Here is a 19,850-nt window from a genome sequence, read left to right as displayed (position 1 = left end):
GTCCATTCGTCCCTATAGTTTTTTGGGATGAATGGGCTTTTTTTGTTTGCCTTCTCTTCCCCATTACGCATTCAAATTTAGGAGGAATTAATTATGTCAGTTATCTTTTCTGGTATTCAGCCAAGTGGAACGATTACACTTGGAAACTATTTAGGAGCTATGAAGCAATTTACAGAGCTTCAAAATGAACACGACTGTTATTTCTGTATTGTAAACCAACATGCGATTACAGTACCTCAAGATCCTGTCGGGCTTCGTAAAAACATCCGCAGTCTTGCTGCACTTTATGTAGCATGCGGTATCGACCCTGAAAAAGCTACGTTATTTGTACAATCAGAAGTACCGGCACACGCTCAACTAGGATGGATTATGCAATCAGTTGCTTACGTTGGAGAATTAGAGCGTATGACGCAATATAAAGATAAAGCGTCAGGTAGAGATTCAGTACCAGCTGGATTACTAACGTATCCACCATTAATGGCTGCTGATATTTTACTTTACAACACTGAGATCGTGCCTGTTGGTGATGATCAAAAGCAACATATGGAATTAACACGTGACCTAGCAGAGCGTTTCAACAAACGCTTCCGTGAAGTATTCACAATTCCTGAAATCCGCATTCCAAAAGTAGGAGCTCGCGTTATGTCACTAACAGAGCCTACGAAAAAAATGAGTAAATCTGATCCGAATCCAAAATCAATGATTAGCATGCTTGATGAACCAAAAACAATTGAAAAGAAAATTAAGAGTGCTGTAACTGACTCTGAAGGTATCGTGAAATTCGATAAAGAAAACAAACCTGGTATCTCTAACTTATTAACAATCTACTCTTCATTCTCTGGAAAAACAGTTGAAGAAATCGAAGCAATGTACGAAGGAAAAGGATATGGCGACTTCAAAGGCGACCTAGCACAAGTAGTCGTAGAAGCGATTCGCCCAATCCAAGACAAATATAACGAACTAATTAACTCACCAGAACTAGACGAAATTCTAGACAAAGGTGCCGAAAAAGCAAACCGCGTCGCATTCAAACAACTACGCAAAGTAGAAAACGCAATGGGACTAAGCAGAAAACGTAGGTAACATATAAAGCGGAGGCGACTGTTTAGCCCTGACGGCTAAGGTTCTTTCTCACAGAAGGTGCTTTTTACCTTCTCGTGGGGAAGGTTCTTAGACGCGAAGGGCTAGGAGCCAGAGCTGGATTTCTATATAAAGTGGAAGCGGCTCGCTTAGAATGTGAGGGGGATGGAGCTCCTGACGGAGAGGCGTTTTTTGCCTCGCAGGAAGGTGCGAAGCCACCGAACATTCTTGCCGCTGGAGCTGGATTTCATATAAAAGCGGAGGCAGCTCGTTCAGTTCTTAGACACGAAGAGCTTGCTGCTGAAGATAAGTTACACCAAATTAAAAAAACCGCCGATTGGCGGTTTTTTAATTTACCTTTTGCTCGTTTTCCATTTCCCATAACTTTTCAAAAAATGGTTGTCCTTTTACGAGACGCTCGCATAATTGTTCGTGCTTCTCAGACCAACCTGTTTTCGCTTCCTCATACAGCTTAGCCCAAATATCTTCAAATTCCATATGTTGAACCATTCCGTATGCTGATGGATCCCACTCTGTGAACCAATAGCGAATTTCTGCTGTGTTTTTCGTTGTATGTAATTGATCTAACGCCATAAATAATAATTGTTTAAGCTGTCTTTCTTTACGAGTCAGGCCATTCATAATGAATGGTGATGGTGATAAAATATGATGTTCTTTTTCTTTTTCTATTTCTTCTACTTGGAACTCATACTTTTCTGCTTGTACGTTTTCTACCATCTCATATACCATCTGCTCTTGGCGCGGTATAAGTCTACTTTTTCGAATCGGTACATTGTAACCAATTGTGTCAATCGCAATAATTCCTTTTCCATCTGTAACTACAAAGCAATACTCTTGCTGCAAACGTTCATGATTTTTACGAATATAAGCCTTATGATGTACGTCTTCCAACATTTTTTGCGGAAGCTCTAACAATTCGTTCTCGATGTAATGATATAATGTGGCATCTACTTTTAATAATGGCACTTGATCTAATAGCTCAATCGTATCATCTTTCCGCCATTCGTAAAAATGACAAACGTTATACCCATTTTCTTCACCTTCAAACCAATTTACCCATACATCATGTAGATATAACATTCACTACCCCTCACTTCACTACTGTTTGTATCCATCATTATGTTCAATTTTTCTTAACTTTATTCCACCTAAGGAAATATATTCTAATTATTATTTTTTCTTCTATTAATACTAAAAAAACAGGAAAGAGAGCTCCTGTTTTTTTATATATGAAATGTATTTGCTTTATTCAATATTTCTTTCGCATCTATAGGCAATAAAGAAAGTGTATCTTCTCCTTCCAAAGTTACACAATCTTTGACAATATGAAATCCAAGCGCATAGCCAAGCATCTTCGGATAAGAATGAAATCCATTTAATAAGATGTCGTGCTCCCTTGTTCCTCGCTTTATACTTATTCTTTCATGCACAACATTTTTCCAATAATATATAGCCTCTTCTTTTGAAAGATACGTCGTCCACGGTGCATTGTTTTTTTCTGAATATCTTTCCGTTACCGCTTGCTCAGCCAAACCTTCCATAATCATCGTATCAAGTAATGTATATTCCGTTTCTTTCGTCTCAATTTGATGTAACCTGCATATGTGATGATATTCATGCGCTAGTAACACTTTTAATTCTTCCACCGAATTCCGTCCACATACAAATAAGAAAATAACGTGACGCATAGATAATCCAGCCCTGCCGTTATACTCTTCTTGTACCGTTCGATTATAAGAATCTGATAATAAAATAAAGACAGGGACATCTGGACCTTTTAGCCAATCTTTCAGCTTCTCATACTCCGCGCGTAACTCTTTCCAAACTTCCTTTTTCTCTAACTCTTTAATTTCTCGTTCTCCTCGCATAACGGGGCGATACATACCTTTAGAAATTAAAAAGCGATACAATCTTTCTTTTGGCAGCGGGATATACTTCGTAAACTTCTCACACAGCTTTTCTGGCCGTCCATAATATAAATGTAACCACTCAGCAGTTTCAACAACCCCCATCTTTATCCCTCCTTTTTCTTATGTATATGCAAAAGGAGAAAAAGGCGTAAAAATAAATAAGGAGTTTTTTCGCAATATGTTACGAAAAAACTCCTTATTTCATCTATTATTTATACGCTTTAAATACTAATACTGCGTTATGACCACCGAATCCTAATGAATTACTTAACACTGCGTTTACTTCTTGATGTCTCGCTTGATTCGGTACGTAATCTAAGTCACATTCTGGATCTGGTGTCTCATAGTTAATTGTTGGAGGAATTACTCCATCTGTAATTGATTTAATAGAGAAAATCGCTTCAACAGCACCAGCTGCCCCTAATAAGTGACCTGTCATTGATTTCGTTGAGCTGATCGCTACTTTATACGCATGCTCACCGAACGTTTCTTTAATTGCCATCGTTTCATACTTTTCATTCGCATCCGTACTTGTACCATGCGCATTAATGTAATCAATATCTTCTGGCTGTAGACCTGCATCTGCTAAAGCTTGACGCATTGCGCGCACGCCGCCTTCACCGCCAGGAGCCGGCATTGTAATATGGAATGCATCACCAGTTGCACCGTAACCAGCGATTTCCGCATAAATGTGAGCACCACGAGCTAATGCGTGCTCTAATTCTTCAAGAATTAAAATACCTGAACCTTCACCCATTACGAAACCGCTACGGTTTTTATCGAATGGACGGCAAGCTGTTGCTGGATCTTCATTGAATGTTAATGCTTTCGCTGAGCTAAATCCTGCGAATGCCATACTTGTTAACGGCGCCTCTGCTCCGCCTGTAATCATTGCATCAGCATCACCTCGCTGAATCGCTTTAAACGCATCACCAATTGAGTTTGCACCAGATGCACAAGCCGTTACAGAACAAGTGTTAATTCCTTTTGCTCCTGTTGCGATTGATACTTGGCCTGCTGCCATATCTGGAATCATCATCGGTACGAAGAATGGGCTCACGCGGCGCGGACCTTTCTCAGTAAAAATCTTAAATTGTTCTTCGTATGTTTCCATACCGCCAATACCAGAACCAATCCATACACCAATTCGAGGTCCGTTTTCTTCTGTAATCTCAAGCTTTGCATCTGCAACTGCCATTTTCGCTGCCGCTACTGCATATTGTGTAAAGCGATCCATACGACGCGCTTCTTTTTTATCAATATATTTCTCGACTTCAAAGTCGTTAATTTCTGCTGCTACTTTTGCTGGAAATAGTTCCGGATCAATTCTTGTAAGTCGTCCGATTCCAGATACACCTTTTTTAATGTTTTCCCACGCTGTTTCAACATCTGTACCGACCGGTGTAACAGCTCCTAATCCTGTAATTACGACCCTCTTTTTTTCCATACAAAATACACTCCTTTTTTTCTCTCAGTCCTTATTTACCCCAACGAAGAGCGACTGCTCCCCATGTTAATCCGCCGCCAAAACCAACAAGTATAATTAAATCACCATCTTGAATACGTCCGTTTTGCAATTCCTCTACCATCGCAATCGGAATGGAAGAAGCTGATGTATTACCGAACTTCTCAATTGTCATACTCATTTTTTCTTGTGGTAAATTTAATCTCTCTCTTGCAGATTCCATAATACGAATGTTCGCTTGATGCGGTACTAAGAAATCCACATCTTCTTTCGTAAGACCAGCTTTATCTAAAACGCGAAGACAAGAATCCCCAAGTTGACGAACGGCAAATTTAAAGACTTCTCTGCCATTCATCATAACATACTCGTCTTGATAAAGATGCTTACCGCCACTTCCGTCCGCTCCTAATTCGAAAGATAGAACACCTTTACCTTCTGAAACAGCTCCCATTACGATCGCACCAGCTCCGTCTCCAAATAGTACTGCTGTATTTCGATCGTTCCAGTCTACAATTTTAGATAGTTTATCACTACCAACTACTAGTATATTTTTATAAGTTCCCGTTTGAATAAATTGCTGCGCTGTAATCATTCCGTACATAAAACCAGCACACGCTGCACTTAAATCCATTGCAGCTGCATGTTTTGCGCCAATCGCTTCTTGAATAACACAAGCTACTGCTGGAAAAGCACGATCTGGCGTTACTGTTGCTACTAAAATAAGATCGATATCCTCTCCGCTAATCCCTGCATCTTCAAGTGCTTTTTTAGAAGCCTCTACGGCCATATATGAAGTATCTATTGTATCATCGGCAATGCGTCTTTCCGCAATCCCTGTTCTCGTACGAATCCATTCATCGGATGTATCCATTATTTTCTCTAAATCGTGATTTGTGACTACTTTTTCCGGCACATATCTTCCGATCCCTAAAATGCCCACGTTCACATCGCAGCCCTCCGTTTTATATCAATTATTATGACTTGGTACTAATTTTAAAACATAAATGTATTTTTGTCTAGAATATATTTCAGCTAAAACATAAAGCTAACGCATTATTCACCTTATTGTTCATGAAAAGAAACGGAAACATACCTTTCTCTGTTCTTTCGAAATATAAAAAGGCCCGAACCGCTTCTACTTACGGTTCGGGCCTCTCTTCCTTCTAAAAAAATGCTTTTATTCTTTATCTGCTTTCCCAAGCTCATATGCTTCGTTCATAACTTTCATCAATAACTCTAATACTGGTTGAGCTTTCTCCATATCAAGCGCAATTCCATTATCATCTAAAATGGCCTTAGCTTCTGGTAAATGCTTCATTGCGATTTGTAAAAATTGCATGCTTTTCTCATTCATATTACGTTCTTCCTCTCCATTAAAACTTTCACATACATAGTGTAACATGCTCTCTATCCTTCGTATAACTCTTTATATTTTTTCATATGTGCCAATTGTTTATTTAAACCGTATTCTAACGGGGTATTTCTTTTTATTGAAATATCCTCGGCCGCTCCATCTCTTTCTTCCGCATTCTCTTTATTCACTTTATCCTCTGCACGTAAAAGGCTCATACCTTTTTTCCATAATGATTTTTTGCCACTAAGTAAATTATATATACCGAGATGCTCCTCGTTCATTCCATTTTCCCATAAGTATTCACATACATCTTCAACGTACAGTAGATCACTTCCGTTTTCCTCACTCACATAATGGCACTCTTTCTCACCCAGTTCTGATAACATGAGCTGATGATACATCATAAAAGATGGTTGCCATGGACCATATAATGTAGGAACTCGAAATACACTATATTGTACCTCTCCTTTTTTCAATCCTTCTTCCACTTTCGAAAATAAACGTTTATTTTCGGACTCATCTGCGTTTCCTACTTCAATAGAAGAAATTAGATTTAACTTCACTTTATGTTCTTCACACAGTCTTATCATTCGCTTTAAATACTGTAATATAACTCTTTCATTTCGAAAGCCCCTTTGTTGATTTGGTTCATACAGACAAAAGTAAACGGCATCAAATTTCTCTTCCTCTACGGATCTCCATCCGTCTTCATCTCTTATCGAATAATACGTAAATAACGCATTTCGCCCAATTAACAATAACTTCTCTTCATTAATTTTTGTCATACTATCAAATTCATCAAAATCAAGACCATATACTTCTACTTCTTCTGCAATCATTTTATTCACAAGGTGATAACCTACAAACGTAAGTGCACCTATAATTAGCACGCGTTCCATACCACCAGCCCTTTCCCCTTGAAACAAATAGCTCCTCATTTATGTATATGGGAGCTTCACAATTCTTCTTCATATTTTTTAAAGAAATCAGTCGTTTGCCTAACCATTTTATATTTCACATCTTGCAGATGGAATAAGACAGAAGTATCGCATTGGTTCAATTGCCTCATTTTCTCGTATTTACGTAGCAGCTGTTTTCTTCCTCTTTTTTCTTGTGTTGATACAAAAATTTTAACAGGTACACAAGACGGAAGAAGCGTAAATGATTTCTTATTTATTTTCGCTTCTAATTCTTCTTCTTTAGCATCATACGCCAAACTTAATTCCTTCAAGAGTCTCTTGTAAAAAAATTTATGCTCTTTCTCAAACTCCACATATTCTGGTAAATCTAAACACGGATTTAACATAATGACAGAACGTATACATTCAGGGTATTTGTTCATCATTTCAAGCGCAACAAGTGCCCCCATACCATCTGCCATAATGTGCATTTTTGCATTTAATGTCTCTTTTCTCAACACAACGTCATATAGACGTTTCGCTAGACGAACAGATTGGTCGTTTCCCCAATGTCTTCCGTATAAATTAGAAGAAAAGACCGTATAGCCTTCCTCAATAAGGCCATGTAAAAAATAAGATCTACCTGTATGCTGTGTCCATAAACTTGTACCATTCTCAATAAAGTAGTTGTAATCACCAAGAAGCATGACAGAAAATCCATTTGGCTTCTCTGGTAAATAAATAACGCATGGTTCTTTTTCTAAGTAAAAAAAACGTTCCGTAATACTCATTTTTCCCCCGCCTTATTTTCTAAACGTATAAAAGTACTCTTTTATAATGTATGAACGGAATGCAAATTTGCGTTGAAAAATCTACAAATATTTTTCTATATTCTTTTTTCAATTGTGTTACAATAAGGACAGATTGAACGAATAGAGGTGTAAAATATGCGTTTCATTTGGGCATTAATTTGGTCGTTCTTGCTTGTACATATGATGAGCTACGTAATCGGCTCTATGACTGGCGGTACATACGATTTTAACCAAGCGTCTATTTTCTCAGTTGTTCTTGCGGTATTCGTACTAGCAATTTCAGCTGCAATTCCAAACGAGCCAGTAGAACAACACTAAAAAAAGAGTCCGGATTTTATCCGAACTCTTTTTTATTTTACTTCACATGAACAACTAACTCGTTATTTTCTACATCAACCACTACATGACTATTGTCAGTAATCGTACTTGCAATTAATTCTCTCGCTAATTTCGTCTCAACTTGACGCTGTACATATCTTTTTAATGGACGGGCTCCGTACATCGGATCGAAGCCAGCTTCGACAACAAACTCTTTCGCTGCGTCTGTTAATTCTACCGTAATGTGACGGTCAGCTAAACGACCTTGTAATTCTTTTACAATTTTATCAACAATACCTTTAATTTCATTCGTTGTAAGAGGTTTGAATAAAATAATTTCGTCGACACGGTTTAAAAACTCTGGTCGGAAATGTCCTCTTAATTGTCCCATAACAAGCTCTCTTGATTCCTCTTTAATGGAGCCATCATCTTCTAATCCATCTAATAAATGAGCAGATCCAATATTTGAAGTCATAATAATAACCGTGTTTTTAAAGTCTACTGTACGTCCTTGCGAATCTGTAATGCGACCGTCATCTAACATTTGTAATAAAATGTTGAATACTTCTGGATGTGCTTTTTCGATTTCGTCTAATAAAATAACGGAATACGGTTTACGTCTTACCGCTTCTGTTAATTGACCGCCCTCTTCATATCCAACATATCCAGGAGGCGCACCAATTAAGCGTGACACAGCGTGTTTCTCCATATACTCAGACATATCAATACGAATCATTTGTTCTTCACTATCGAATAATGACTGCGCTAACGTTTTTGCAAGTTCTGTTTTACCAACACCAGTAGGTCCTAAGAAAATGAAGGAACCAATTGGACGGTTCGGGTCTTTAATACCAGCGCGCGCACGAAGAACTGCGTCTGATACTAAGCTTACCGCTTCCTCTTGTCCGATGACACGCTCTGATAAAATTTGCTCTAAACGTAGTAATTTCTCGCGTTCACCTTCAACAAGTTTTGCAACAGGAATACCAGTCCAACGTGAAACAATATCAGCAATTTCTTCTTCACTTACTTCCTCACGTAATAAACGATTTTCTTGTTTATTATGCGCGCCCATTTCTTCTGCTTCTTTTAACTCTTTTTCAATTGCAGGAATTTTTCCGTGGCGAAGTTCCGCTGCTTTATTTAGATCGTAATTCCCTTCTGCTTCTTCTAATTCACGGCGCAGACGCTCTAAATGTTCACGTAAGTCACGAACTTTGTGAATATCTTCTTTTTCTTTCTCCCATTTGGCTCTCATACCACTTGCAACTTCTTTTAAATCCGATAATTCACGTTGCAACGTTTTTAGACGTTCTTGGCTACCAAAGTCCTTTTCTTTTCCAAGAGCCGCTTCTTCAATTTCTAGCTGCATAATGCGGCGCGTTACTTCATCTAATTCTGTCGGCATAGAATCGATTTCTGTACGAATTGTTGCACACGCTTCATCGACAAGATCAATTGCTTTATCTGGTAAGAAACGGTCCGAAATATATCGATCTGATAAAACTGATGCTGCTACAATCGCGCGGTCATGAATATTTACACCATGATAAATTTCAAAGCGCTCTTTTAAACCACGTAAAATGGAAATTGTATCTTCAACAGTTGGTTCTTCTGCTAATACTTGTTGGAAACGTCTTTCTAGCGCTGGATCTTTCTCAATATATTTACGATATTCATCTAACGTCGTCGCCCCGATACAATGCAGTTCACCACGCGCAAGCATCGGTTTTAACATATTTCCTGCATCCATTGCGCCTTCTGTTTTACCAGCGCCGACGATTGTGTGAAGTTCATCAATGAATAGTAAAATACGACCTTCACTCTTTTTAATTTCATTTAATACAGCTTGGAGACGCTCCTCAAACTCACCGCGGAATTTCGCTCCAGCTACAAGCGCACTCATATCTAATGCAAAGATTGTTCTATCTTTTAATCCTTCAGGTACATCCTTTTTCACAATACGCTGTGCTAACCCTTCAACGATTGCTGTTTTACCAACACCTGGTTCACCAATTAAAACTGGGTTGTTTTTCGTTTTACGTGAAAGAATGCGGATTACGCGGCGAATTTCACTATCGCGGCCGATAACAGGGTCAATTTTCCCCGCTCTTACTTCCGCCACTAAATCACGACCATATTTTTCTAACGCTTCATAAGTTGCTTCTGGATTTTGACTAGTCACTCTTTGATTCCCCCGAACTGTCATTAAAGACTGTAATAAGTTATCTTTCGTAATATGAAATCTTGTAAATAATTGGTTTATATCGCCTTTTTCTTCAGTAAAAGCAAGTAATACATGTTCAACTGAAATGTAATCATCTTGCAATTTTTCTGCTTCTTTTCCTGCTCTTACAAGCAGTTGTTGCAAAGCACCTGTTATATATAATTTACCTGCTTCTGCACCGCTTCCCGTTACAGAGGGCTTTTTCTTAATTAAACCTTCAGCACCTTGTTTTAACGCTTCTATATCGACATTCATTTTTTGAAAAATACGTACTGCTAGCCCATCTTGCTCTTCTAATAATGTAAACAAGAGATGAACAGTATCTACTTCTTGATGATGATGAGATACCGCTAAAGATTGAGCACTCATAATCGCCTCTTGTGTTTTTGTTGTCATTTGATTTAAGTCCATCTTTACAGTCCTCCAAATGTTTGACTTTCTTTGACCTTTGATTTGATTATACGCCAACTGACTTTTTTATACAATAATTTTGATTATGTATTTTCAAACTTATTATTAGAAAAAGAAAAAGGGAGCATGCATGATACGACTGAAAAATATACGGTAAATGAAATTAAAATGGATGACGACAAAAAAGCCGCAATAATAATTGCGGCTTCTGTTACGGTTTTCTTTTATATGTCCACTGGCGGTTATGATTTGTGTTATCTGGAAACTTTTCACCAGCAGTTAGTTTTACCATTTGCGGATCTTTCACCATACTTCCCGTTTCACCAATTTCTACGTAAATGCCATCATTCGGCGCTTTTTGTCCAGAACGAAACCTACGATTTTGTCCCATTTCCATTCTCCTTCCATGACGTCTTTGCCTCATTAGTATATCCATTTTAAAAGAAAGCTTGTCTGTCATGTTTAGGAAACAAGTACTACATTTCATTCTTGTACATATACATGAATGACACAAGCTTAAAGCAGGGATTTCTTTCCGATTTGTAGAAAAAAAAGAAACCAACCTACTATAGGCCAGTTTCAAAGGAGAGTCAAACATATACGAGAAGATTACATGTTCATTATAAGCCTCATCCTACGAACAATGTAACCCTTTTCACAATTTGTCCATAATGAAAGAAACATTGTTTGAACTTTCTAAAAAGATGTTGACTTTTCTTAATTTCCAGCGAGAAATAGTAGACACCGTAACACTTTGCGACGTAAGATGGATATATAGTGAAGTTTCCATCTTTGGTGGTCTCACCCAGCTTAACCTCTTATTTCTGCATATTAAAACGGAAATACAGATAGAAACAAAAATAAATTATTATAAGAGGTGAAATTATGAACAAACAGCATTTAATCGCACTAGACTTAGACGGCACTTTATTAACAGACAACAAAATAATTTCCACTCGAACGAAACATACAATTGCAAAAGCAAAGGAACAAGGACATATTGTCGTTATTTCAACAGGACGTCCATTCCGCGCTAGTTATGATTACTATAAAGAACTTGGTTTAAATACACCAATCGTAAACTTTAATGGCGCTTACGTACATCACCCTCTTGATTCAAAGTGGGGCACACATCACTCTCCTCTTGAGCTAGCAACAGCGCAAGAAATTGTCCGAGCTTGCTTTGATTTTGGCGTAAAAAATATATACGCTGAAGTAATGGATGATGTGTATGTTCGTGAAATTGATGAAGATAAAAAACATATTTTTGAATTCGGTTCTCCAAACATTTTTACAGGAGACTTATTAAATATTTTAAACGATCATCCAACTTGCTTATTAATTGACGCACATGACGAGCATTCCAGTGCAATTCGTCAACATTTAACTGATATGCATGCTGAAGTAATTGACCATAGAAAATGGGGCGCACCTTGGCCGATTATTGAAATTGTAAAAAGCGGATTAAATAAAGCCGTTGGACTACAAAAAATTTCTAGTCATTACAACATTCCACAAGAGCGAATTATCGCTTTCGGTGATGAAGATAACGACTTTGAAATGATTGAATTTGCTGGTCACGGCATCGCAATGGGAAATGCCATCCCTGAATTAAAATCGCTCGCAAACCATACGACGCTAACGAACGAAGAAGATGGCATTGCACTATATTTAGAAGAGGTTCTTGGGTTGTAATCTAAAAATTCCCTGCTTATAGTTTCTCGCCAAACGCTCATACTATCATTAGACGCAAAAGTTAGCGCGTCGATTGTTTTCAGCTAAATAAAGGGGGTTTTTCGAATGGGTAAAAAGAATAAATCAAAACGTTTTATCCAACAAGGAGCCGATGCTGTTATGAAGCATGATGCAAGATTCCCGTACCGAGGTACATTAGCTGAGGCAGAAAAAGCGAGAAGTAACTCTTCTTTTGGAGGGGTCTAAATGGGGAACTTACTATTTCAACAAGCTAGAGATGCTGTTGCAAATGCCGTATCTTGTTCAAGCGGTGCCGAGCAACAAGATCTCGTATATAGAGCCAAAAACGCTTTGCACTCTGCATACGCAAACTCTTCAACAGCTGAAAAAGTTCAGCTACGTGAAATGCAAGAGCAGTTGCAAAACATTACGAATGCACATTAAAAAAGAGGACCAGCTTTGGTCCTCTTTAATCTTTTCGAAACAATCCGAACACCCCAACCGTTTGCAGTACGTTTGTAAATGCACCTGGGTCCACTTGTTTAATAACCCTCTCTAATTCGTACAGTTCGTAACGAGTAATAACAATCATTAACATTTCCTTATTTTCATTCGTATAAGCACCAGTTGCTGGTATAGTTGTAATCCCCCTCACTAAGCGTGAGTGAATCGCCTTTCGTACATCCGCCCCATTCTTCGTAACGATTAACGCCGTAATCTTCACATGACGCGTATGAATTGCATCGATGATTCGCGTTGACACATACAAAGTCACTAAAGTATATAATGCTTTTTCCCATCCATACACATAGCCGGCAGCGATAATGATCAGTGCATTAAAGAAGAAAAAATACGTACCGACAGGCTTGTCTTTAATCTTTGATAAAATCATGGCGATTATATCTAAACCACCTGTAGAAGCCCCCCACTTCAACGCAATCCCTACCCCGATTGCTGAAATAAGCCCACCAAAAATCGCATTTAATATGATGTCGTTTGAAACTGCTCTAACTGGGATAATTTCTAAAAACATAGTCATAAAGATAACGCAAAGAAAACTAAAGAAAGTAAAGGCCTTTCCAACCTTTTTCCAGGCTAAAATAACGACTGGAATGTTAAACAAGCTAAATAATACCCCGGTTGATATGTGAATAGATAAAAAATCACCTAATATTTGTGATAGCAATTGAGACAATCCAGCAAAGCCACTTGCATACACTTTCGCTGGCGTTAAAAATAAATTCATTCCAATCGCATTTAACAAACCTGCGACGATTACAACGATTAACTTCTTTATAAGTTCGGTATAATTCAACTTCAAATCCATTTCCAATCCACCTTCATTATTCATGAGTACACTGCTATACATAGTCTTTACGAAAAAGGAAATGATAAACGTACAACGTTTAGAAATGGAGTTGATACATATGCCACATACGAGTGATAACGACAAAAAAGCACGCGATAATAATGCAAAACGCGCGCAAAAAAATGAGCAAGAACAAAAGAATATAGAACAAGGTAAGCGTGCCTATTCTAAAAAGACTGATCACCTTTGATTCCATCGTACACCGACAATATTGTTGGTGTACTTTTTTTACAGTTTACAGGGAAAAAACATTAAAAATTCACTTCATGTTCACTTCTATATTCTACAATAGCGATAACATATTCGGATGAGGTGTTAGCATGAGAGGGAAACACATTTTCATTATTACTGCACTACTAAGTATATTAATGCTATCTGCTTGTGGACAAAAAAACGACTCAGATACAGTCGCTACAGCAACAGACTCAACCATTACGAAGAGCGACTTCGAAAAACAGTTGAAAGATCGTTACGGAAAAGACATGCTGTACGAAATGATGGCGCAAGACGTTATCACGAAAAAATATAAAGTATCTGACGATGATGTAGATAAAGAATTACAAAAAGCGAAAAATCAATACGGAGACCAATTTAAAAACGTATTGAAAAACAATGGTTTAAAAGATGAAGCTGATTTCAAAAATCAAATTAAGTTCAAACTTGCTATGAATGAAGCGATTAAGAAAAGTATTACAGAAAAAGACGTGAAAGACCACTATAAACCTGAAATTAAAGCAAGCCATATTTTAGTAAGTGACGAAAATGAAGCGAAAGAAATAAAGAAAAAATTAGATGCTGGTGCTTCATTTGAAGAACTAGCAAAACAAGAATCGCAAGACCTACTATCAAAAGAGAAAGGCGGAGACCTTGGATACTTCAATTCAGGTAGAATGGCACCTGAATTTGAAACTGCTGCCTATAAACTAAAGGTCGGACAAATTAGCAATCCCGTTGCATCACCAAACGGTTATCATATTATTAAATTAACTGATAAAAAAGCTTTAAAGCCTTATGATGAAGTGAAAGACTCTATTCGCAAAAACTTAGAAGAAGAACGTATCTCTGACCCTATATTCGGCAAAAAACTATTGCAAAAGGAATTAAAAAAAGCAAATATTAAAATAAACGATAGTGAGTTGAAAGATACGTTTACTCTTACGCGTGAGCAGGAGAATTAAAAGGAAGCACGACCTTATTGAAAAATAAGATCGTGCTTTTTAATCTTCCATCACTATTTCTAATTTTTTCTTTATTTTATAATGCTAATGAAAAAATGAATTATTTAAAATAAAAAATGCATCCCGAAACATTAACGATTTATTTCCAAACTTGACAAACTGGATTCCTTTGTTAAATATATGTCCTTTACAAATAGTACAGATTTATTTACATTCCCTTATTTTTCATTTCATCCTTTTAATCTAGCAAAATTATAACGCTTATTTAATATATCATTAATTATTTCTTGATCTTTTGTTACTAAAATTGTACAAAATTCATTACAAGTTATTAAGACAGTTTCCTCATCATTTTTTAATAATATACCTGTTCCACATTCGGAAGTATAGAGTACTTTCTTTGAAGATAAATCTGTATATTTTTCTTCTTCCACTAATAGTTCACACTGAACATTTCCCCTTATTCTCAAAAACTTTTCGAAAACTAGTATATTTTTAGGATTTCCATCAGTTATATTGGGAACATTTCTTTCCACTATTACCTGAAGGTGCTCTACTTCATCTTCAAATTTCATCTCTGACCTAGCAACAGAAACATTTAAATATAAATTATCTTTTAGTTGAATGGCTATTTCTGAACTGATTATAGTATTATCATCTTTTTGCATTATAGGTGTTAAACTTAATATCTTGATCTCCGCTTCTTTCATTAAAGCATCTATAGCTTTTGGATGAACTTGCACCGGAACTATATAATGTGGCATTCCTATCAATCTTCTTCACTCCTAATTAAAATTTCAGTATTATATACTTAAAAATGAATATCTTCGTATATCCTTTTTCTTTTAATATCTAAATTAACTTTCCACGTGCCATCTTTACGTTTTACCATTCTAATTTGAATTCGATTGTCTTTAGTATGTCTTCTAACTGAATTTCCTTTTCTATGATTTATCACCTTTTGCCCTTTTGTATAATGTCTAAAAATACTTTTTGCAACAGCTTTTCCACCTGGCAAATCCGTATTAATTCTTGATTTATGCGCTCTTGCATTTTTTCCTAATAACTTTGTAAAATAAACCGGTTTTGTAATTGTTTTTGTTAGTTTTAATTTTCCTCCGCCAATTGCGCCTATAGCTGCAGCTTTAGCTACCCCTTTCCAACCCTTTCCTGATTTATAAGCTTTATAGCCATCATAAGCTGCAAAACCAGCATTTACTGCAAATCACACCCAATGCCCATCTGGATCCACCATCATCACTGGATTATTATCACCATACGTATACCCATTCTGCGTCACAGGATCATCTTCATCACCCGGATCAGGATCCACCGATAAAAACACACCATGCTCCGGATTATAGTATCTCGCAATCAAGTAATACATACCAATTTCTTTATCATACATGTATCCTGCATATCCAAATGGATTATCTACTGCGATACCTTTTGCGTCACTCTTTAATACGTTACCCCACGAATCGTACTCATACGTTGCTACAACTTCTTTATTTTGATCTGTCATCGCGACGACATTACCATGAAGAAGTTGTAGTATACTGTTTGTCTTCTTGATTTCATCGCTCAACGTATACCATTTATTAAATGTATATATTGACGAAGAGCAGTCCCATTTCCATCTATCCCATATAACAGGGTGATACTCTCTGCCTTAGAAGTAATAGATTATTTAAAATAAAAAGTGCATCTCAAAAATTACCTGTTTAATTTTCGAGATGCACTGAATCTATAAAACTTTATATTCCACTCATCATTAAAAAGAATATTATCAATGAATTAATTTTATAATCCTAGAACGACATGTATAAAATATTATTACTTTCAATATTTGCATTGTCATTCCTTTATTGCAGACCAGCATAGTTTTCAACTAAAGCTTTCCTATACCTTTTTCCTCCATCACGAAAAATTTCTTTATGGTACTCCTCCATTTCAATAAGAAAATCAGAAAGAGGCTGCCATATCATCGTTGTATCAATCATCTGATCCCTATAAATATCTTTTTCACTAATTAGCAACGCTACTTCGATTTGTAAACCTTTTTGGTAAAATGTTTCTTGATTCCATCCCGCTTTGTCCAATCTATTGTGTAATTGGCGCAGACTTATATTTGCCTGAAAATTAGGCTTGGATTTCCTAGTCGTAACATTAGTAAACTTAAGCTTTGTACCATATTTAAATGTGTTATATGCTAATTTCGCACCTTTATAAGCTGCTCCACCAACTAATCCGACACCAACAGCTACTGCAGCTGCTTTCCAACCACTCTTTTTATACGCTTGATACCCATCATAAGCTGCGAATCCTGTGTTTAATACCATCCATGCTAAATGCCCATCCGGATCTGTCATCATCACCGGATTATTGTCTGCATACGTATACCCATTCATGGTAATTGGGTCATCTTCGTTCCACGTATACTTGTACTTTCCATCCGATGTACGATTTCCATTCACATCATATAGTAACGATTCGTTTCCGAATTTTACAAGTTAATTTCCTTCATTAAACGTTGCCGCTATAGACTTTGTTTCTTTTCCATTTTATAAATTATGAACACTTCAACATTAACCACGGATACCACAATATCTCTTCCGCCTCTATCTGTTGATTATCGATTAAATGAATAACATATTGTGCATCCTCATAATTAGCGATAAGTGATAATTCATTTAAATTCTTACCATACTTTCTAAAATCCGTCTGTAAATTATTATGAATAAACGAATAAAAATTATTGTTACTATAGCCACATATATCAAAACCTAACATTTCAGCGTTATTGATACAGAATGGCAATGCATCTTCCATAAAATGATATATAGAACAATCAAAATCATTCTCTTCTCGCTCATTCAATAAAAAATCCGCCCGATACTCTTCTGAAAGATTTAAACTAACAATTTCTAAATCCTCTATACCCTTTAAATAGTTTTTCTTAAAAAATCTAGCATCCTCTAAATCCCTAAAAACATTGGGCCAGGAGAACCTTTTTTCCTCTATCAATGTATCTAAAAAACATCGCGCCTGTTCATGCTCCTCTTTACTGATCCTTAATCTTGATTTTATTAGTTTAGTAATCGATTCATTTTCATTTGTATTGGCCCAAGGGAAAAACCAATAATCAGGGAATGTTGGCCGTACGCTATTACTTATTGTTAAAATAGTCGAGGACAGCCCCTCAATTATGCAAGTTTGATAAATAAGCTCTTTTTCATATGAAATTATCATAAATCCACCGTTATAATATTTCATGCCCATCCCTCCTTCCTGTTATGAATACAAGTATTCTTCAATAACTATATTCATTTTAATACCCTCTTGGATATTCCTTTTTAAATGGTTTTCTCACTTTTTCTTTCGGATACTTCTTCTTAGTTATAGGGTTTCTATTGTATTGATTTTTAGTTTTAACATTTGGTCGAGGAACATCACCATGCGGTTTTCCTTCTCCACGAAATTGTTTCCTCAACACTCCTCCTTGTCCATAAGTTGCGTATTCAGTCACTTTTCCATTTTTAGTTTTATATCTTGTATGTGGACTTCCCTTTGCCTTCGGGTCTGGTCCAGATGGTTTACTACGGGCCTGCATGACTCTGATTTTTGCACCAATACGCCAAGCCGCATATGCACCACCAACCGCTATAGTTGCTAATAATGCCGCTTGTCCCAAACCTGGTACGAAATATATGCCTGCAGCCATTGCCCAATGCCCATCTGGGTCAATGTTCATTACCGGGTTATTATCCGCATACGTATACCCATTCATTGTAACCGGATCATCACTATCACCCGGATCAGGATCCACCGATAAGAACACACCGTGATCTGGATGATAGTATCTCGCCATTAAATAATAGATGCCTATTTCTTTATCATACATGTATCCCGCATACCCAAACGGATTATCTGCTGCGATACCTTTTGTATCACTCTTTAATACATTACCCCAAGAATCATATTCATACGTTGCTACAACTTCTTTATTTTGATCTGTCATCGCAATGACATCACCACGAGGGTTATAGTGGTAGTATAACGTTTGTCCTTTTGATTTCATCGCTAGACGCGCGCCACTTGTTGCGTATACATATTGACGAAGTACAGTTCCACTTCCATCTGTTTCATACAATGGATTGATACTATCTCCATCATAGAAGTAACGTGTTACTTGACCATTGACATTCTTTTCAATACGACGATTATTTTCATCATATTTATACGTTGCGAATGCATTGCTTTCACCTTGTTTTGTAATCGCTACAATTTGGTCATTTTCATTCCATGTATACTTGTACTTTCCATCAGACGTACGATTTCCATTCGCATCATACGTTAACGATTCGTTTCCGAATTTCACAAGCTGATTTCCGTCATTAAATGTTGCCGCTATAGACTTTGTTTCTTTTCCATTCTCTACAACTTTCACACTCGTACGATTTCCAAATCCATCATATGTGTATGATTTAGTTGTTCCGTTTGGTAATTCTTCATTTAATAGTTGGTTAATCGGGTCGTATACAAAGTTTATTTCTGTTACTTTTCCGCCCGCACCTTCATGTTTAATTTTCGTACGGTTGCCCGCTTGATCATATTCATATCGTTCAGAAAGAAGAATACTATTTGACGTACCTACTACTAAATCTTTAATTTTATTCGCATGGTCATAGTTAAAGGTAGAACCTGAACCATTTCCGGTTGTATACGTGCGAACATTTCCTTGATCATCATAGTCAAATCGATACGTTTGAGAACCGTCTGTCACACGAATGTTTTGATCTAACATGTTGTAGTCATACGATACTTTATTTGTGTATCCACCTTGCGTAATTGTTTGTTCTTTTAGTTTTTCTGTCTTACTGTTTGCTTTATCGTGATATGCCCAGTCAACTTTTCCGCCTCGGCTATCTGTTGCGCTTGTGACACGGTCTGCCTTGTCGTATGTTTTTGTACGTTCTACGCCATTGACATGGTCTTTGACTTTCGTAACTTGTCCATTTTGATCACGTTCAAATGTAAATGAATCTTTTCCATTTCGCTTTTCACCAATGACGCGATCTGCTGTATCATATACAGATTCTAAGATAGAA

General features: G+C 36.9%; 21 protein-coding genes, 2 pseudogenes and 1 other annotated feature (1 of these 24 running past the window's edge). Of the genes and pseudogenes, 7 read left to right on the top strand and 16 right to left on the bottom strand.

The window, feature by feature from the left end; genetic code table 11:
• Positions 1–17 (top strand) — a binding site (T-box leader) (it extends 200 nt beyond the left edge of the window).
• 76 nt (positions 18–93) lie between these two features.
• Positions 94–1,083, top strand: a complete 990-nt coding sequence (gene trpS, locus MR083_RS15720) for a tryptophan--tRNA ligase (protein ID WP_000110985.1) — start codon at positions 94–96, stop codon at positions 1,081–1,083.
• Positions 1,084–1,428: 345 nt separating this feature from the next.
• Here trpS and MR083_RS15715 read toward each other — a convergent pair whose 3' ends face one another.
• From MR083_RS15715 to MR083_RS15685, 7 genes are all read right to left on the bottom strand, one after another.
• Positions 1,429–2,181, bottom strand: coding sequence for a YjbA family protein (locus MR083_RS15715; protein WP_242269560.1), 753 nt, complete (start codon positions 2,179–2,181; stop codon positions 1,429–1,431).
• 143 nt (positions 2,182–2,324) lie between these two features.
• The gene (locus MR083_RS15710; RefSeq protein ID WP_000539320.1) at positions 2,325–3,113 is read right to left on the bottom strand and encodes a DUF2268 domain-containing putative Zn-dependent protease; all 789 of its coding nucleotides are present in this window, start codon (positions 3,111–3,113) and stop codon (positions 2,325–2,327) included.
• A gap of 106 nt (positions 3,114–3,219) precedes the next feature.
• Complete coding sequence (gene fabF, locus MR083_RS15705) at positions 3,220–4,458, bottom strand: beta-ketoacyl-ACP synthase II (RefSeq protein WP_000412655.1); 1,239 nt, start codon at positions 4,456–4,458, stop codon at positions 3,220–3,222.
• Between the two features lie 31 nt (positions 4,459–4,489).
• A complete protein-coding gene (fabH, locus tag MR083_RS15700; protein WP_001100536.1) occupies positions 4,490–5,422 on the bottom strand; it encodes a beta-ketoacyl-ACP synthase III in 933 nt (310 codons plus the stop codon).
• A 231-nt stretch (positions 5,423–5,653) separates the two neighbouring features.
• Positions 5,654–5,830, bottom strand: a complete 177-nt coding sequence (locus MR083_RS15695; RefSeq protein ID WP_001986215.1) for a ComZ family protein — start codon at positions 5,828–5,830, stop codon at positions 5,654–5,656.
• 53 nt (positions 5,831–5,883) lie between these two features.
• Positions 5,884–6,756, bottom strand: a complete 873-nt coding sequence (locus MR083_RS15690) for an NAD-dependent epimerase/dehydratase family protein (RefSeq protein ID WP_242269559.1) — start codon at positions 6,754–6,756, stop codon at positions 5,884–5,886.
• 29 nt (positions 6,757–6,785) lie between these two features.
• The gene (locus MR083_RS15685; protein WP_000028715.1) at positions 6,786–7,520 is read right to left on the bottom strand and encodes a lipase family protein; all 735 of its coding nucleotides are present in this window, start codon (positions 7,518–7,520) and stop codon (positions 6,786–6,788) included.
• 156 nt (positions 7,521–7,676) lie between these two features.
• Between MR083_RS15685 and MR083_RS15680 the strand changes: the two genes are divergently transcribed.
• Positions 7,677–7,859 carry a YjzD family protein gene (locus MR083_RS15680; RefSeq protein WP_001211115.1) on the top strand — a complete coding sequence of 61 codons (183 nt, stop codon included), beginning with the start codon at positions 7,677–7,679 and terminating at the stop codon, positions 7,857–7,859.
• Positions 7,860–7,896: 37 nt separating this feature from the next.
• On the opposite strand, the gene clpB is transcribed toward MR083_RS15680, so the two are convergent.
• Both clpB and MR083_RS15670 read right to left on the bottom strand, forming a co-directional pair.
• Entirely contained in the window at positions 7,897–10,497 is a 2,601-nt protein-coding gene (gene clpB, locus MR083_RS15675) for an ATP-dependent chaperone ClpB (protein ID WP_000365369.1), read from the bottom strand.
• 211 nt (positions 10,498–10,708) lie between these two features.
• Positions 10,709–10,888 (bottom strand): YjzC family protein, encoded by a 180-nt coding sequence (locus MR083_RS15670; RefSeq protein ID WP_000531421.1) that lies wholly within the window; start codon positions 10,886–10,888, stop codon positions 10,709–10,711.
• 494 nt (positions 10,889–11,382) lie between these two features.
• Here MR083_RS15670 and MR083_RS15665 point away from each other — a divergent pair, with 494 nt between their 5' ends.
• The 3 genes from MR083_RS15665 to MR083_RS15655 all read left to right on the top strand — a co-directional run bounded on the left by MR083_RS15665 (position 11,383) and on the right by MR083_RS15655 (position 12,636).
• Positions 11,383–12,192, top strand: coding sequence for a Cof-type HAD-IIB family hydrolase (locus MR083_RS15665; RefSeq protein WP_001041235.1), 810 nt, complete (start codon positions 11,383–11,385; stop codon positions 12,190–12,192).
• A 105-nt stretch (positions 12,193–12,297) separates the two neighbouring features.
• On the top strand, positions 12,298–12,438 hold the full coding sequence (locus tag MR083_RS15660; RefSeq protein ID WP_000516816.1) for a hypothetical protein: 141 nt from the start codon (positions 12,298–12,300) through the stop codon (positions 12,436–12,438).
• Complete coding sequence (locus MR083_RS15655; protein WP_000527392.1) at positions 12,439–12,636, top strand: DUF3813 domain-containing protein; 198 nt, start codon at positions 12,439–12,441, stop codon at positions 12,634–12,636. It begins immediately after the preceding gene.
• A 25-nt stretch (positions 12,637–12,661) separates the two neighbouring features.
• On the opposite strand, the gene MR083_RS15650 is transcribed toward MR083_RS15655, so the two are convergent.
• Positions 12,662–13,519: a YitT family protein gene (locus MR083_RS15650; RefSeq protein ID WP_000364453.1), complete on the bottom strand. Its 858-nt coding sequence runs from the start codon at positions 13,517–13,519 to the stop codon at positions 12,662–12,664.
• A 100-nt stretch (positions 13,520–13,619) separates the two neighbouring features.
• On the opposite strand from MR083_RS15650, the gene MR083_RS15645 reads away from it, so the two are divergent.
• Both MR083_RS15645 and prsA read left to right on the top strand, forming a co-directional pair.
• The gene (locus MR083_RS15645; RefSeq protein ID WP_001120845.1) at positions 13,620–13,751 is read left to right on the top strand and encodes a DUF3941 domain-containing protein; all 132 of its coding nucleotides are present in this window, start codon (positions 13,620–13,622) and stop codon (positions 13,749–13,751) included.
• 130 nt (positions 13,752–13,881) lie between these two features.
• Positions 13,882–14,739, top strand: a complete 858-nt coding sequence (gene prsA / locus MR083_RS15640; protein ID WP_001214226.1) for a peptidylprolyl isomerase PrsA — start codon at positions 13,882–13,884, stop codon at positions 14,737–14,739.
• 230 nt (positions 14,740–14,969) lie between these two features.
• Here the strand turns inward: prsA and MR083_RS15635 are convergent, their stop codons facing one another.
• The 6 genes and pseudogenes from MR083_RS15635 to MR083_RS15615 form a co-directional block, all read right to left on the bottom strand.
• Positions 14,970–15,503, bottom strand: coding sequence for a hypothetical protein (locus MR083_RS15635; RefSeq protein ID WP_011040108.1), 534 nt, complete (start codon positions 15,501–15,503; stop codon positions 14,970–14,972).
• 47 nt (positions 15,504–15,550) lie between these two features.
• Positions 15,551–16,407: pseudogene (locus tag MR083_RS27830) on the bottom strand (RHS repeat-associated core domain-containing protein); the annotation flags it as partial.
• A 197-nt stretch (positions 16,408–16,604) separates the two neighbouring features.
• Positions 16,605–17,156 carry an RHS repeat-associated core domain-containing protein gene (locus MR083_RS15625; protein ID WP_313954466.1) on the bottom strand — a complete coding sequence of 184 codons (552 nt, stop codon included), beginning with the start codon at positions 17,154–17,156 and terminating at the stop codon, positions 16,605–16,607.
• Positions 17,154–17,303 (bottom strand): annotated as a pseudogene (locus MR083_RS28170) (RHS repeat-associated core domain-containing protein); the annotation flags it as partial. The gene MR083_RS15625 and the pseudogene MR083_RS28170, both read right to left, overlap by 3 nt.
• A 7-nt stretch (positions 17,304–17,310) precedes the next feature.
• A complete protein-coding gene (locus MR083_RS15620; protein ID WP_000878669.1) occupies positions 17,311–18,015 on the bottom strand; it encodes a hypothetical protein in 705 nt (234 codons plus the stop codon).
• A gap of 55 nt (positions 18,016–18,070) precedes the next feature.
• Positions 18,071–19,850 (bottom strand): RHS repeat-associated core domain-containing protein (locus MR083_RS15615; RefSeq protein ID WP_242269558.1); only part of this gene is annotated, 1,780 nt, incomplete at its 5' end.

It is taken from the genome of Bacillus cereus group sp. BfR-BA-01408, assembly GCF_022663305.1.
GTDB classification, from domain to species: domain Bacteria; phylum Bacillota; class Bacilli; order Bacillales; family Bacillaceae_G; genus Bacillus_A; species Bacillus_A pacificus.
The sequence above is the reverse complement of the archived record's forward strand: the minus strand, read 5'-3'. Positions and strand labels throughout refer to the sequence as shown.

Bases quoted from the DNA above. Each gene is read 5' to 3' on its own strand.
- trpS (WP_000110985.1), top strand. From the start codon at position 94: ATGTCAGTTATCTTTTCTGGTATTCAGCCAAGTGGAACGATTACACTT.
- MR083_RS15715 (WP_242269560.1), bottom strand. From the start codon at position 2,181: ATGTTATATCTACATGATGTATGGGTAAATTGGTTTGAAGGTGAAGAA.
- MR083_RS15710 (WP_000539320.1), bottom strand. From the start codon at position 3,113: ATGGGGGTTGTTGAAACTGCTGAGTGGTTACATTTATATTATGGACGG.
- fabF (WP_000412655.1), bottom strand. From the start codon at position 4,458: ATGGAAAAAAAGAGGGTCGTAATTACAGGATTAGGAGCTGTTACACCG.
- MR083_RS15695 (WP_001986215.1), bottom strand. From the start codon at position 5,830: ATGAATGAGAAAAGCATGCAATTTTTACAAATCGCAATGAAGCATTTA.
- MR083_RS15685 (WP_000028715.1), bottom strand. From the start codon at position 7,520: ATGAGTATTACGGAACGTTTTTTTTACTTAGAAAAAGAACCATGCGTT.
- MR083_RS15680 (WP_001211115.1), top strand. From the start codon at position 7,677: ATGCGTTTCATTTGGGCATTAATTTGGTCGTTCTTGCTTGTACATATG.
- clpB (WP_000365369.1), bottom strand. From the start codon at position 10,497: ATGGACTTAAATCAAATGACAACAAAAACACAAGAGGCGATTATGAGT.
- MR083_RS15670 (WP_000531421.1), bottom strand. From the start codon at position 10,888: ATGGGACAAAATCGTAGGTTTCGTTCTGGACAAAAAGCGCCGAATGAT.
- MR083_RS15665 (WP_001041235.1), top strand. From the start codon at position 11,383: ATGAACAAACAGCATTTAATCGCACTAGACTTAGACGGCACTTTATTA.
- MR083_RS15660 (WP_000516816.1), top strand. From the start codon at position 12,298: ATGGGTAAAAAGAATAAATCAAAACGTTTTATCCAACAAGGAGCCGAT.
- MR083_RS15655 (WP_000527392.1), top strand. From the start codon at position 12,439: ATGGGGAACTTACTATTTCAACAAGCTAGAGATGCTGTTGCAAATGCC.
- MR083_RS15650 (WP_000364453.1), bottom strand. From the start codon at position 13,519: ATGGATTTGAAGTTGAATTATACCGAACTTATAAAGAAGTTAATCGTT.
- MR083_RS15645 (WP_001120845.1), top strand. From the start codon at position 13,620: ATGCCACATACGAGTGATAACGACAAAAAAGCACGCGATAATAATGCA.
- prsA (WP_001214226.1), top strand. From the start codon at position 13,882: ATGAGAGGGAAACACATTTTCATTATTACTGCACTACTAAGTATATTA.
- MR083_RS15635 (WP_011040108.1), bottom strand. From the start codon at position 15,503: ATGCCACATTATATAGTTCCGGTGCAAGTTCATCCAAAAGCTATAGAT.
- MR083_RS15620 (WP_000878669.1), bottom strand. From the start codon at position 18,015: ATGAAATATTATAACGGTGGATTTATGATAATTTCATATGAAAAAGAG.